The 11,497-nt window shown below is 65.1% G+C and carries 13 protein-coding genes, 1 other RNA gene and 1 riboswitch; of the genes, 4 read left to right on the top strand and 10 right to left on the bottom strand.

Going from position 1 to position 11,497, the window contains the following annotated elements; genetic code table 11:
* Window positions 1-32: 32 nt before the first annotated feature.
* The 10 genes from tpx to LPW29_RS14110 all read right to left on the bottom strand — a co-directional run bounded on the left by tpx (window position 33) and on the right by LPW29_RS14110 (window position 9,582).
* Complete coding sequence (tpx, locus tag LPW29_RS14155) at window positions 33-533, bottom strand: thiol peroxidase (protein WP_090253109.1); 501 nt, start codon at window positions 531-533, stop codon at window positions 33-35.
* Between the two features lie 178 nt (window positions 534-711).
* A complete protein-coding gene (gene gcvPA / locus LPW29_RS14150; protein ID WP_090253106.1) occupies window positions 712-2,076 on the bottom strand; it encodes an aminomethyl-transferring glycine dehydrogenase subunit GcvPA in 1,365 nt (454 codons plus the stop codon).
* Between the two features lie 66 nt (window positions 2,077-2,142).
* Window positions 2,143-2,535, bottom strand: a complete 393-nt coding sequence (gene gcvH / locus LPW29_RS14145; protein ID WP_238628543.1) for a glycine cleavage system protein GcvH — start codon at window positions 2,533-2,535, stop codon at window positions 2,143-2,145.
* A 104-nt stretch (window positions 2,536-2,639) separates the two neighbouring features.
* Complete coding sequence (gene gcvT, locus LPW29_RS14140; RefSeq protein ID WP_238628542.1) at window positions 2,640-3,749, bottom strand: glycine cleavage system aminomethyltransferase GcvT; 1,110 nt, start codon at window positions 3,747-3,749, stop codon at window positions 2,640-2,642.
* Between the two features lie 153 nt (window positions 3,750-3,902).
* Window positions 3,903-3,990, bottom strand: a riboswitch (glycine riboswitch).
* A gap of 100 nt (window positions 3,991-4,090) precedes the next feature.
* Window positions 4,091-4,693, bottom strand: coding sequence for a class I SAM-dependent methyltransferase (locus LPW29_RS14135; RefSeq protein WP_238628541.1), 603 nt, complete (start codon window positions 4,691-4,693; stop codon window positions 4,091-4,093).
* Window positions 4,694-4,841: 148 nt separating this feature from the next.
* Window positions 4,842-6,041: a UbiH/UbiF/VisC/COQ6 family ubiquinone biosynthesis hydroxylase gene (locus LPW29_RS14130; protein ID WP_238628540.1), complete on the bottom strand. Its 1,200-nt coding sequence runs from the start codon at window positions 6,039-6,041 to the stop codon at window positions 4,842-4,844.
* A gap of 45 nt (window positions 6,042-6,086) precedes the next feature.
* On the bottom strand, window positions 6,087-7,289 hold the full coding sequence (gene ubiH / locus LPW29_RS14125; protein WP_238628539.1) for a 2-octaprenyl-6-methoxyphenyl hydroxylase: 1,203 nt from the start codon (window positions 7,287-7,289) through the stop codon (window positions 6,087-6,089).
* Window positions 7,286-8,611, bottom strand: coding sequence for a Xaa-Pro aminopeptidase (pepP, locus tag LPW29_RS14120; protein WP_238628538.1), 1,326 nt, complete (start codon window positions 8,609-8,611; stop codon window positions 7,286-7,288). Before pepP ends, ubiH begins: the two co-directional genes overlap by 4 nt.
* 15 nt (window positions 8,612-8,626) lie before the next feature.
* Window positions 8,627-9,175: a UPF0149 family protein gene (locus LPW29_RS14115; RefSeq protein ID WP_238628537.1), complete on the bottom strand. Its 549-nt coding sequence runs from the start codon at window positions 9,173-9,175 to the stop codon at window positions 8,627-8,629.
* A 104-nt stretch (window positions 9,176-9,279) separates the two neighbouring features.
* Window positions 9,280-9,582 carry a hypothetical protein gene (locus LPW29_RS14110; RefSeq protein ID WP_238628536.1) on the bottom strand — a complete coding sequence of 101 codons (303 nt, stop codon included), beginning with the start codon at window positions 9,580-9,582 and terminating at the stop codon, window positions 9,280-9,282.
* A gap of 218 nt (window positions 9,583-9,800) precedes the next feature.
* On the opposite strand from LPW29_RS14110, the gene LPW29_RS14105 reads away from it, so the two are divergent.
* The 4 genes from LPW29_RS14105 to LPW29_RS14090 all read left to right on the top strand — a co-directional run bounded on the left by LPW29_RS14105 (window position 9,801) and on the right by LPW29_RS14090 (window position 11,306).
* Entirely contained in the window at window positions 9,801-10,034 is a 234-nt protein-coding gene (locus tag LPW29_RS14105) for a TIGR02449 family protein (RefSeq protein WP_090253081.1), read from the top strand.
* Entirely contained in the window at window positions 10,031-10,333 is a 303-nt protein-coding gene (locus tag LPW29_RS14100) for a cell division protein ZapA (protein ID WP_090253079.1), read from the top strand. Before LPW29_RS14105 ends, LPW29_RS14100 begins: the two co-directional genes overlap by 4 nt.
* Before the next feature lie 92 nt (window positions 10,334-10,425).
* Window positions 10,426-10,610: non-coding RNA, 6S RNA (ssrS, locus tag LPW29_RS14095), on the top strand.
* A 75-nt stretch (window positions 10,611-10,685) separates the two neighbouring features.
* Entirely contained in the window at window positions 10,686-11,306 is a 621-nt protein-coding gene (locus tag LPW29_RS14090) for a 5-formyltetrahydrofolate cyclo-ligase (RefSeq protein ID WP_238628535.1), read from the top strand.
* Window positions 11,307-11,497 lie beyond the last annotated feature (191 nt).

Genomic DNA, 11,497 nt, shown 5'->3' with positions numbered 1-11,497 from the left:
GGGGTTGGGGTGAGGGGCGGGCGGCGGCCCACTCACCCAAGGGCGGAGTAAGCCTTGTCATAATCCGGCTCCTGGGCAATCTCAGGGACCAGCTCCGTGTGGACAATGGTGTCCTTCTCATCCAGCACCAGCAGCGCCCTGGCCGTGATCCCGGCCAGGGGACCATCCACGATGAGCACGCCATAATCCTTGCCGAAATTCCGTGACCGCATCATGGATAGGGTCTTCACCCGCTCCACATTTTCGCTGCCGCAGAACCGCCCCTGAGCGAAAGGCAAATCAGCCGATACGGTGAGGATCACCACATCGTCACGCCCCGCCACCCACTCGTCGAACTTCTTTGCCGACAGGGCACAGACAGGAGTATCCAGGCTGGGGACGATGGACAGGATCTTCTTCTTGCCGTTGAAGTCGGCGAGACTGACGTCGTTCAGATCCTTGTCCACCAGGGTAAACGCCGGTGCCTTGCTGCCTACTTCGGGCAGGTCACCGCTGGTGTGGATGGGATTGCCCTGCAGAGTGATCTTGGCCATGGAGAATCTCCTCCGGTTTTGGTCCGCATCGAGGGTTCATGCCCCCGGTCTGTGTTACCCATCCACCCGATCCCGGACAATTTCCGGCACCGCAGCGGGGAGGCAACGGTCAACCCAGGCTCAACGGCCGGGCTCATTGGTTGGGCAATCCCAGCCCGAGCCCGGTTCAGTGGGCCCGCTATCTGACGGATGACACCGCCGTTTCCAGCGCCTCCACATAGGCATCCAGGTCTGCCTCCGTCTTGGTCTCGGTCACGCACAGCAGCAAGACATCCTTGAGATCCGGGTCGTCCCGGCCCAGGGGATATCCCCCCAGCACACCTTCGTCAGCCATGCGCTGCATCACCTGTTCAGCATCGGCGCCCAAACGGATGGCGGCCTCATGGAAACGCTCCCCGGAAAAGGCCACCTCGAAGCCCTTGGCCTTGAGTTTTTCCACCAGGGCGGCGGTGTTGTTCATGCAGGTGCCGGCCACCCGTTCCAGGCCTTCCGGCCCCAGCAGGGCCATGTGGATGGTGGCGGCCGTCACCACCAGCCCCTGGTTGGTGCAGATATTCGACGTGGCCTTGGAGCGGCGGATGTGCTGCTCCCGGGCCTGCAGGGTGAGCACGAAGCCCTCACGACCATCCGCGTCCTGCGTACGGCCCACGACGCGTCCCGGCATCTGACGCACATGCTCCTTGCGGCAGCACATGAAGCCGAAGTACGGCCCACCGGAAGACAGCGGGGCCCCCAGGGGCTGACCCTCACCCACCACCATGTCGGCACCCTTGGCACCCCATTCACCGGGGGCCTTGAGCAGTGCCAGGGAGACGGGGTTGACCACACCGATGGCTTGCGCACCGTTGGCATGAGCCCAGTCGGTGAGTGCGTCCACCTCTTCCATCACGCCAAAGAAGTTGGGCTGCGGGATCACCAGGGCCGTCACATCCCCCCCCTCAAAGCCCGATAGAGAGGCCACATCCACCCGACCGGACGCCCGATCGAAAGGCACTTCCACCAGGTCGATCCCCTGACTGCCCACGATGCTCCGCGTCACCGCACGATAGGCCGGATGCACGCTGGTGGGCATGAGCACCTTGCGGGCCTTGGACTTGCGGTTGGCGCGCACCGCCATGAGCACCGCCTCGGCCAGGGCCGAAGCCCCGTCATACAAGGAGGCGTTGGACATGGGCAGCCCGGTGAGCCGACTCATCATGGTCTGGTATTCATAGATGAGTTGCAGGGTCCCCTGGCTGGCCTCGGCTTGGTAGGGGGTGTAGGCACTGTAGAACTCGCCACGGGTGGCAATCTGCCACACGGCCGCCGGGATATGGTGCTCATAGGCACCCGCGCCAATGAAGTTCAGGCAGGTGGCATCCTCGCCGGCACGGGCCTCCATCAGCCGGGTGACCTCCATTTCACTCATCGCCGGCGGCACGCCCCGGAGGCCGTCCACGCGCAGGGCGGAAGGGATTTCGTCGAACAGGGCTTCGACGCTATCGGCGCCAATGGCGTCGAGCATCTCGCGCACATCAGATTCAGTATGGGGAATGAAGGGCATGGCTTCTCGGGGGTCTCCGGGCTGCTGGCGGCGTGTGTTGAGGCAAGCGGCGGTCAGGGGTTCGCCTCAGCCCTCGGCCTCCAGATGCTGATTGTAGGCGTCGGCGTCCATCAGGGCGTCCAGTTCGCTGGCATCGCCGGGCTTGACGCGGAAGATCCAGCCCTCGCCATAGGCGTCACTGTTCACCAGTTCGGGGCTGTCACCCAGTTGTTCGTTCACGGCCACCACCTCACCGCTCACGGGGGCATACACGTCCGAGGCCGCCTTCACGGACTCCACCACGGCACAGGCAGTCCCGGCCTCCAGGGTGGCGCCCTCTTCCGGGGTTTCGACAAAGACCAGATCACCCAGCAGCTCCTGGGCATGGTCGGAGATGCCCACGGTCAGGGTGCCATCGGATTCCTGGCGTACCCATTCATGGGACTTGGCGTATTTCAGTTCAGCAGGGACATGGCTCATGGGATCGTCTCCAAAGGATGAAATCGAGAATCAGCGGATAAGGTGACAAGGGAGGACGGGAGAGGCCGGTCGGCCTCCCCCGTGAATATAAACCGTATGGGGTCTCAGTGGATCTCGACCAGGGCCTGGCCGTTGCGCACGAAGGGCGGCTTCACCACCCGGGCCGGTACCTGCTTGCCGCGAATCTCCACCTGAACCTGCTCGCCGGCGCCTGCGGGGATGCGCGCCAGGGCGATGGCTACGCCAAGGGTGGGGGAAAAGCTGCCGCTGGTGGTCTCACCCTGGCCAGCCTCTCCTGCCGACACCGGCATGTGCCCACGCAACACGCCACGGCCCTCGAGCACCAGACCCACCAGGCGCCGTGTGGCCCCCTCGGCCTGCTGCTTTTCCAGCGCGGCACGCCCCATGAAATCCCGGTCGGCAGGCTTCAGGGCCACGGTCCAGTCCAGGCCGGATTCCAGGGGGGTCACCTGCTCATCCATATCGGTACCGTAGAGGTTCATGCCCGCCTCCAGGCGCAGGGTATCGCGGGCCCCCAGGCCCGTGGGGTGCACGCCGGCAGCCGCCAGGGCATCCCACAGGGCACGGGTCTGGTCCTTGGGCAGCACCACCTCGAAACCATCCTCGCCAGTGTAGCCGGTGCGTGCCACGAACCAGTCCTGCCATTCCGTGGCGCGGAACGGCGACAGGGCCTCCACGTCGGCACGCAGTGCTTCAGGCAACAACGGCAGGCACAGCGCCCGGGCCTGGGGGCCCTGCACGGCGATCATGTCCAGATCGTCCCGTTCCTGCACGGATACCTGGGGGGCACCGGGCATGTCACGGGCCACCTGCTGCATCCATGCCAGATCCTTGTCACGGGTGGCGGCGTTCACCACCACACGGTAACCCTGATCACGGCGATAGGTGATCAGGTCGTCCAGCACCCCACCCTGGTCATTGAGCATGCAGCTGTACAGGGCGCGACCGTCCTCCTTGAGCTTGTCCACATCGTTGGCCAGCAGGTAACGCAAATAGTCCCGTGCACCGGGGCCGGTGACATCCACCACGGTCATGTGGGACACATCGAACATCCCGGCCTCGCGGCGTACCCCATGGTGCTCTTCCAGCTGGGAACCGTAATGCACCGGCATGGACCAGCCGGCGAAGTCCACCATGCGGGCACCAGCGGCGACGTGGGCATCATGGAGTGTTGTCTGCTTGAGTGTCGTCATCTTTTCGGCTCCCGGAAAACGAAAAAGGGGCGGCCGACACGTATCGTTGTGTCGACCGCCCCTCTGTCCTGAAACCTGAGAGATTAAACCCGCGCCAAGGCACAGGTTATCCCCTTCGGTGGGCCTGAAAACAGACCACTCTCCAGAGTCGATTATGGCAGCGCGGTCCTTTTGCCTGAGCGTTTCCGGGCGGAAGTTGCGCCTTCGGCGCCCCGTAAGGGGTCTCTCCCACACTGCCAGGGCGCCGTGGCACCCATATCAATGTGGTCACTATAACCCAGTGGCCACGGGTTCGGAAGCATTGATGGTCATATAAAGTTCATGGAAAAGATAGGCTGAGGCTATTCAGGGCGACGAATCAGGGCCCGGGTGACCGCCGCTCGGCCACGGTGCCCCGGGCCCTCGTTCAATTGCACTGCCACCTCGGCCAGCTCCATGAACTCGGCACCGACCAGGTCCTCGCGCAGCATCACACTGCTGTAGAGCATATCGGGATTACGGGGGCCGCCACTGTCGTAATTGATCTGTTCCGGATGAAAGGCCTCCAGCAACAACCAGCCACCGGGCTTGAGCGACTCCAGCATGGCCCGATGCACCTGCCGGCGCTGAGCGGGGGGCAAATGCACATAGATGGAGATCACATGATCGAACTCGCCCTTGGGCCACTTCCAGCCCACCAGGTCCGCCCAGACCGTTTCCAGGATCACCCCCTGGTGCTGAGCCAGGGCCTGGGCCTTGGCCAAGGCCTGCTGGGAGAAGTCCACCGAAGTGACCGACAGCCCCCGTGACGCCAGCCAGACCCCGTTGCGCCCCTCTCCATCCCCCACGGCCAGCACCCGTTGCCCAGCCCGATACAGGCCATGATGGGCCAGCAGATAGGCATTGGGGGCCGTCCCATAGACATACTCCGAACCGGAGTAGCGGGTATCCCAGAATTCTTTCATGGCGAATCGTTCCCGTGGCACCCAGTGGCGAAGGTGACATTGTACAGCCTGCCGAAGCCTGCCGTCAGACCAGGCGGCCACTCAACCCCATGCCTGAAAACCTTCGCGGCCAGGGGCCGCTCCCAAAGAAATGCACCCCCACAGGTCATCAGGAGCGGCCATCCCCCAGGCCCAGGGCGTGGCGCATCAGCAGGTGCTTGAGCGGCGTCACCTGCTGAGCCAGGTTCAGGCCCAGACCGCGCAGGGCCGCCAGCGGGGGCTGCTGACTGCCAAACAGATACCGAAAGCCTTCCATGGAACGCATCATGATCAGATTATCACCGCGACGAGACCGCTCATAACGACGCAACACCCGAAGATCACCGGCATCCCTCACCCCCGGGGCGCAGACCGCGCCAACCAGGGCATGGGCATCCTGAAACCCCAGGTTGGCCCCCTGTCCGGCCAGAGGATGGATGGTATGGGCTGCATCCCCCACCAGCGCCACCCGCGGCCGCACATAGTGCTCCGCCTGAGACCCGCGCAAGGGAAAGGCCGCCCGTTTTGAGGTCTCCAGCACCTGGCCGAGGCGATACTCCAGACCTTCCGTCAGCGCCTGACAAAAATCCTCGTCACACAGATCCCTGAGTTCCTCCGCGCGAGCGTCGTCCGCCGACCACACAATGGAGCAGCGCCCATCCCCCAGGGGCAGAAAGGCCAGTGGCCCGGTGGGCAGAAAGCGTTGCCAGGCGGTGTCCTCATGAGGCAGTGCCGTGCGCACGGTCGCCACCAGGGCCTGCTGGCCGTAGTGGCGGCCATTCACGCGAATGCCCGCCCGCTCCCGCAGGCGCGAGCGGGCACCGTCGGCGCCCACCACCAGGTAAGCCTTGAGCCGACGACCACTGGCCAACGTGACCTCGGCGTGACTGCGCCGCACATCCAGCCCCATGAGGGTATCCGGGGCGATGATCTCCACCATGGGATCCTGCTCCAGCCGATCCCACAGGGCTCGCTGCACGACGCGATTCTCGATGATGTGGCCCAGGTCCGGCTCCGCCAGATCCCGGGCCTCGAAACGGATGCGCCCGGGTCCCGCCGCGTCCCAGACCTCCATGGCCTGATACGGGTGGACCCGCAAGGCGGCCATGCCCTCCCAGGCCCCCAGGGACTGGAACACCCGCTGCGCCGCCCGATTGATGGCCGAGACACGCAGATCGTAATCACCTTTTGAGTCGAACGTCTCCGGCGGCTGCACCTCCACCAGGGCCACCCGGTGCCCGGACCGGGCCAGTTCGGCCGCCAGGGCGGCACCCACCATGCCGCCGCCAATGACGATGGTGTGGAACTCCGGGGTCTTCGCGTCGGACATGCGTGTTCTCTCCGTGTTTCAGCCAGGCCGGAACGGCACTGATGTCTACAAGCCCATCCCCTTCCTGGCCACCTGCCGTCGCAGGGGCCCGCAACGGTCCAGCAGCATCAGGCCGGCGCCGCGCAGATGGGCCAGGGGCGAAAACGGGGTGGCGAACAGGCGCGCCAGGGCATCGGTGGCGTGGACCACCGCGTCCAGATCCCCCTCGCGGCGGGAGACATACTCGCTCAGCAGGGCCGGAGAGCCCGGGTCCTCGCCATCCTTCCGGGCCTGGGCCAGTAGCTCCGCCAGGGTGCGCACATCCCGCAGTGCCAGGTTGAACCCCTGCCCTGCCACCGGATGGAGGGTGTGCGCAGCATTGCCCACCAGAATCAGCCGGGTGGCCGTGTCCCGTTTCGCCCGAACCAGACTCAGTGGATAGGCCGTCCGCTGCCCCACCTTGCGAAAACACCCCAGGCGGTGGCCAAAACGATCCTGCAATCGGGCCAGAAATTCCCCGTCACTCCACGCCAGGGTCTGGGCGATCCGTGCCTGTGGGCGCACCCACACCAGGGAGCAGCGCCGTTCATGGTCCGGCCCGCGACCAAGCGGCAACAGGGCAATGGGCCCCTCATCGGTAAAGCGCTCATAGGCCACACCCTGGTGATCCTGCCCCGGCGTGACATTGGCGATGACGGCCGACTGCTCATAGGGGGACTCGCGCACATCGATCCCGGCCAGGGACCGCAGGCGCGAGCCGGTGCCATCGGCGCCCACCACGAGACGGGCCCGCAGGGACTGCGCCTCCTCGCCGTGACGGACCTTGAGGATCAGGTGATCCTCCCCCTCCTGGTCATCCAGCAGTCGCGCCGGGGTCATCACGCTCACGCCGCTGGCCTCCAGGGCCTGATGCAGCACCGGCCCCAGGTGCCGATTGATGAGCACATAGCCCAGGGCCTCCACGCCATACTCGCGGTGATCCATGCGGGTGGCCCCCAGATAGCCGCGCTGGGAGACATGGATGCGGCGAATGGGTTCGGCCTGGGGCGCCAGGGCCTCCCAGACCCCCAGATCCTCAAGGATCCGGCGGCTGCCATGGGAGAGGGCCGTCGCCCGATCGTCATAACTGGGCTGCCCGGCGGCCCCGGGTGGGTGCGCCTCGATCACACGGACGGAGCATCCGGCGCGGGCCGCCGCCAGGGCCAGGGTGGCGCCCACCATGCCGCCACCGATCACCGCCAGATCCACATCCGGCACAGCGGGTGTCATGGCTGCGTCCCCACCAGGGATTCCAGCTCATCGGGCTCCTTGGGGCAGTCCGCCGTGAGCACCTCGTGCCCGTCCTTCGTCACCACCACATCATCCTCGATGCGAATGCCGATATCCCGGTAGGCCTTGGGCACGCCCTTCAGGGCGCGGCTCAGATACAGCCCCGGCTCGATGGTCATGGCCATGCCGGGTTCCAGCAGCCGCCAGGCATCCCCCAGCTTGTAATCCCCCACGTCGTGAACGTCCATGCCCAGCCAGTGGCCGGTGCGGTGCATGTAAAACTGACGATACACACCTTCCTTGATCAGCTTGGCCGGCTTGCCCTTGAGCAGCCCCAGTTCCACCAGCCCCTTGGTGAGCACCTTGACCGCTGCCATGTGGGGGTCATCCCAGTGATTGCCGGGGACCACCTGGGCAATGGCGGCCTTCTGGGCCTCCAGCACCAGCTCATACACCTCCCGCTGGGCCGGGGAGAAACGCCCATTGACCGGGAATGTTCGGGTGATGTCACTGGCATAGCCCTGAAACTCGCAGCCGGCATCGATCAGCAGCAGGTCGCCCTCCTTGAGCTGAGCCTCGTTCTCCGTGTAGTGCAGGATGCAGCCGTTCTCCCCGCCTCCCACGATGGAGGGATACGCAGGCTCGGTGCCGGCGCGGCGAAAGGCATACAGCAATTCCGCCTCCACCTGGTATTCCCAGGTGCCGGGGCGACAGGCCCGCATGGCTTGAACATGGGCCTCGCTGGTGATTCTGGCCGCCTGACGCATGGCCTTGAGTTCGAAGGCGGACTTGAACAGGCGCATGTCGTGGAGCAGGTATTCCAGGGCCACGAATTCGTGGGGCGGCCGGGCCCCGGAACGGACCTGATCGCGGATGCGGTTCACCCAGCCGATGAGTTTTCTGTCCAGCTCCGGGTCACGCCCGAGGCTGGTGTACACGCGCTCGCGATTTTCCAGCAGGCCCGGCAGGATCTCGTCCATGTCCCCGATGGGGAAGGAGTCATCCGCCCCGAAGCCCTTCACGGCTCCGTCCTGACCGGCACGCCGGCCATGCCAGGTCTCCAGCACCGGATCTCGCTCGCGGCAGAACAGGATGAACTCCCCCTGCTCCCGACCCGGCACCAGTACCACCACTGCCCCCGGCTCGGTAAAACCGGTGAGGTACCAGAAGTCGCTGTCCTGGCGGTAAGGGTATTCCACGTCGCGATTACGTGCCCGCTCCGGAGCGGCGGGAATCACAGCGATGCCGCCCCCCCCCATGGCACGCATGAGCTGGCGGCGGCGGCGGGCGAATTCCTTTTGCTGGGTCTTGTTCAGGGGCATGGGGCTGGGTCCCGGTTACTGGATCCGCGATGGACCCTTCAAGGGTTGGAGTTCCTCGCTGACCAGCAGCACCCCCATGCGGATGTACTCCTGGATCTCCTGATAAGCCTCTTCATTTTCCTCATCCTCCTCCACGTCGAAACCGGTACCGGCAATCTCGGAGAGGTCCTTGATGAACTCCGCCGAGTCTTGCGGCAGTTTGCCCGGATCGGTCACGCCGGCCACGGCCAACCCATAGAGGAATCCCTGGCACCAGTGGCCCAGGGCCGAGACCCGGCCATCCAGGTCGTCATCATCCCCGGGCAGCAGCAGTTCAAAGCTCAGCAGGGCATCCGAGAGCTGCGTACGGGTCTCGTCGAACAGCTGGCCCAGCAACTGCCGGGGCTCGCCGGTAGGCAACTCGCCAGGCTGCGCCTCCGGGAACAGTTCACGTATCCAGCCCTCCACCCCGGCCCCCAGGTTGGCACTGAGCATACCGCACAGGGTGCCATGCACCTCGGCGGCACCGGCGGTGGCACCGGCAGTCTGCAGGGCATCTTCAACGGTTTGATATTGAGGCAACATGGGGCAATCTCATCACGGGATAGCGATCAGGACAACAATCGGCGGCAAACGGTTCCGGGCCGACCGGTGCCCATGGGGTGGCATCAACCCGGGGGCCGATGGAATCAGAAGAGCTCCAGCCGCGCCTCGTCAGGCAGCAGGATCAGACGATACAGGGCCTCGTCCAGTTGCACATGGGCAAACTGGGGCTCATCCAGGTTGATCACCCCGCTCCCCGCCGCCGACAGGGCGGAGAGACCGAAGCGCCGCTCGGCGATCAGTTGCTCCAGCAGCGAGGCCAGCACGTCCCGACGGACCGTACCGGTGGTATCGACGATGCGGCAGGGCTTGCCCGCGGTGGTGACCGACTCGACCACAACGGAACCTTCGGGGGCCGACGCGAAGGCGGAAAGGTCATCCGGGGGCATGTGCGCGGATCCATGAAGGCCTGAGGATCCTACAGTCTAGCAAGCTCGCGCCACGCGAGGCCATGGGCCACCTCACCGCGGATGGCCACACGACAGCCTGGTTCAAGGCCGTCCCCGCCGGTGCGCGGAAGGGATCCCGTCGGGCCCCGTGACGATCACCGCGAAGGGGACGGGTGGCCCCGTTGACGCCCCCCGGCGGGCAGGCCTATATTGAGCCCATGAACACGATTCACCACAGCGCCGAAGCCCATCAGACCCTGCGCGAGTTGGAAACGCAGGTTGAAGCGCTGGCGCGTGCCTGCGACCGGCTGCGGGATGAAAACCGCATGCTGCGTCACCAAAACGAGCAATTGCTCACGGAACGGTCCATACTGACCGAGCGTGGAGAACAGGCGCGCATCAAGGTGGAATCGATGATCAACCGTCTCAAGTCCATGGAGCAGGCCGTATGACGGAAGCCGTCGCTGAACCGGTCACGGTTCAGATCCTGGGCAAGGAATACCGGGTGGCCTGCCCGGAAGATCAGCGCCATGCCCTGATCACCTCGGCCAGCCTGCTGGATCGCCGCATGCGGGAGATCCGGGACACCGGCAAGGTGGTGGGCGGAGACCGGATCGCCGTGATGGCGGCCCTGAACATCACCCACGAACTGCTCACGCTGAAGGATCAGCAGGCAGAGATGGACAAACGGATTCAGGCCTTGCGTGCCCGGGTTGATTCGGCCCTGGACAAGGAAGGCGAAGAACACTGACAATTCAGTGGGAGCGGCGCTTGGCCGCGAAGATTAAGGTCAGGGACCATGGTATGTTGAAGCCCTGCACCCACAACGATTTTAAGGTTTGGGCACCTCTGCGGTGTTCGTGAGCGGCTGGGTATTATCCTTGAGCCTAATGAACTACCCCGGGAGCCACTCTGCAGTGATGTTGTGCATGTCCGCCACGTAGCGGAAAGCCTTGATTCACTGCGACGGCACCCACTTGAACCGCTGGTTCAAGGTCGAAAGTCGCCACGGCATTCGCGGAGCGTGTCCTCTACAAAGCAAGGCCGGGCCTGTCACGGGTCCGGCCTTTTTCATGGGATCCCCTTTGCACTCAGGCCAGGCCATGAAGACCCTCCGCCAGACACTGCGCGCGCAACGACTCGCCCTGCCCTCGGCGGAGCGCCTCGCCCGGTCACACCGTATTGCCCGCCACGTGGTGCATAGCGCGTTGTTCACCTCGGCCCGACGCATTGCCGTCTACCTGCCGGATCGCGGCGAGGTGGACCCCACCCCTCTCATGACTGCGGCCCGTGCTGCCGGCAAACGGCTGTACCTGCCGGTGCTGGCACCCATTCACCCCAGGCTGCTGTGGTTTGTGGCCTGGGATCCGGACACCCGCCTGATCCCCAACCGCTTCGGCATCCCCGAACCCCCGGTGAGCAAGCGCCACCGCGTGCCGGCTCGCGCCCTGGACCTGATCATCACGCCTCTGGTGGGATTTGATGATAAAGGCACCCGTCTGGGCATGGGCGGCGGCTTCTACGACACCACCTTCGCCCACCGTAACCGCCACCGCCACTGGCACCGTCCCCGCCTGCTGGGCCTGGCCTATGATTTCCAGCAGGTGGACACCCTCCCCCGCCGCCCCTGGGACGTGAACCTGGATGCGGTAGCCACCGAGCGGGGTGTGATCCGTTGGCCTGCCCAAGTCATGTCGCCCACCGCCCTGAGAAACGCCACATAGCAGTCGTTCGAGAACCGACTGACAAACCCCACCTCGACCACCCAAGGTCTCGGCTTTCTCATCCTGTTTGTCAGGTGACTCTCATCATTGTTTGTCGCTGACCGGCGCCCATACACTGAGCACGGTGACTCCGAAGACACCGCTCGGGTCGTTCACGAACGACCCCTACAGGCAGACGCGGGAACAATGGC

It is taken from the genome of Ectothiorhodospira sp. 9100 (genome assembly GCF_022227565.1).
Lineage (GTDB): Bacteria > Pseudomonadota > Gammaproteobacteria > Ectothiorhodospirales > Ectothiorhodospiraceae > Ectothiorhodospira > Ectothiorhodospira marina.
This window is presented reverse-complemented; position numbering and strand designations above follow the sequence as displayed.

Excerpts from the sequence above, each read along its gene's own strand:
- pepP (WP_238628538.1), bottom strand. The coding sequence starts at position 8,611 with ATGCCCCTGAACAAGACCCAGCAAAAGGAATTCGCCCGCCGCCGCCGC.
- gcvT (WP_238628542.1), bottom strand. The coding sequence starts at position 3,749 with ATGACGACACTCAAGCAGACAACACTCCATGATGCCCACGTCGCCGCT.
- gcvPA (WP_090253106.1), bottom strand. The coding sequence starts at position 2,076 with ATGCCCTTCATTCCCCATACTGAATCTGATGTGCGCGAGATGCTCGAC.
- LPW29_RS14115 (WP_238628537.1), bottom strand. The coding sequence starts at position 9,175 with ATGTTGCCTCAATATCAAACCGTTGAAGATGCCCTGCAGACTGCCGGT.
- LPW29_RS14105 (WP_090253081.1), top strand. The coding sequence starts at position 9,801 with ATGAACACGATTCACCACAGCGCCGAAGCCCATCAGACCCTGCGCGAG.
- LPW29_RS14110 (WP_238628536.1), bottom strand. The coding sequence starts at position 9,582 with ATGCCCCCGGATGACCTTTCCGCCTTCGCGTCGGCCCCCGAAGGTTCC.
- ubiH (WP_238628539.1), bottom strand. The coding sequence starts at position 7,289 with ATGACACCCGCTGTGCCGGATGTGGATCTGGCGGTGATCGGTGGCGGC.
- gcvH (WP_238628543.1), bottom strand. The coding sequence starts at position 2,535 with ATGAGCCATGTCCCTGCTGAACTGAAATACGCCAAGTCCCATGAATGG.
- tpx (WP_090253109.1), bottom strand. The coding sequence starts at position 533 with ATGGCCAAGATCACTCTGCAGGGCAATCCCATCCACACCAGCGGTGAC.
- LPW29_RS14135 (WP_238628541.1), bottom strand. The coding sequence starts at position 4,693 with ATGAAAGAATTCTGGGATACCCGCTACTCCGGTTCGGAGTATGTCTAT.
- LPW29_RS14090 (WP_238628535.1), top strand. The coding sequence starts at position 10,686 with ATGAAGACCCTCCGCCAGACACTGCGCGCGCAACGACTCGCCCTGCCC.
- LPW29_RS14130 (WP_238628540.1), bottom strand. The coding sequence starts at position 6,041 with ATGTCCGACGCGAAGACCCCGGAGTTCCACACCATCGTCATTGGCGGC.
- LPW29_RS14100 (WP_090253079.1), top strand. The coding sequence starts at position 10,031 with ATGACGGAAGCCGTCGCTGAACCGGTCACGGTTCAGATCCTGGGCAAG.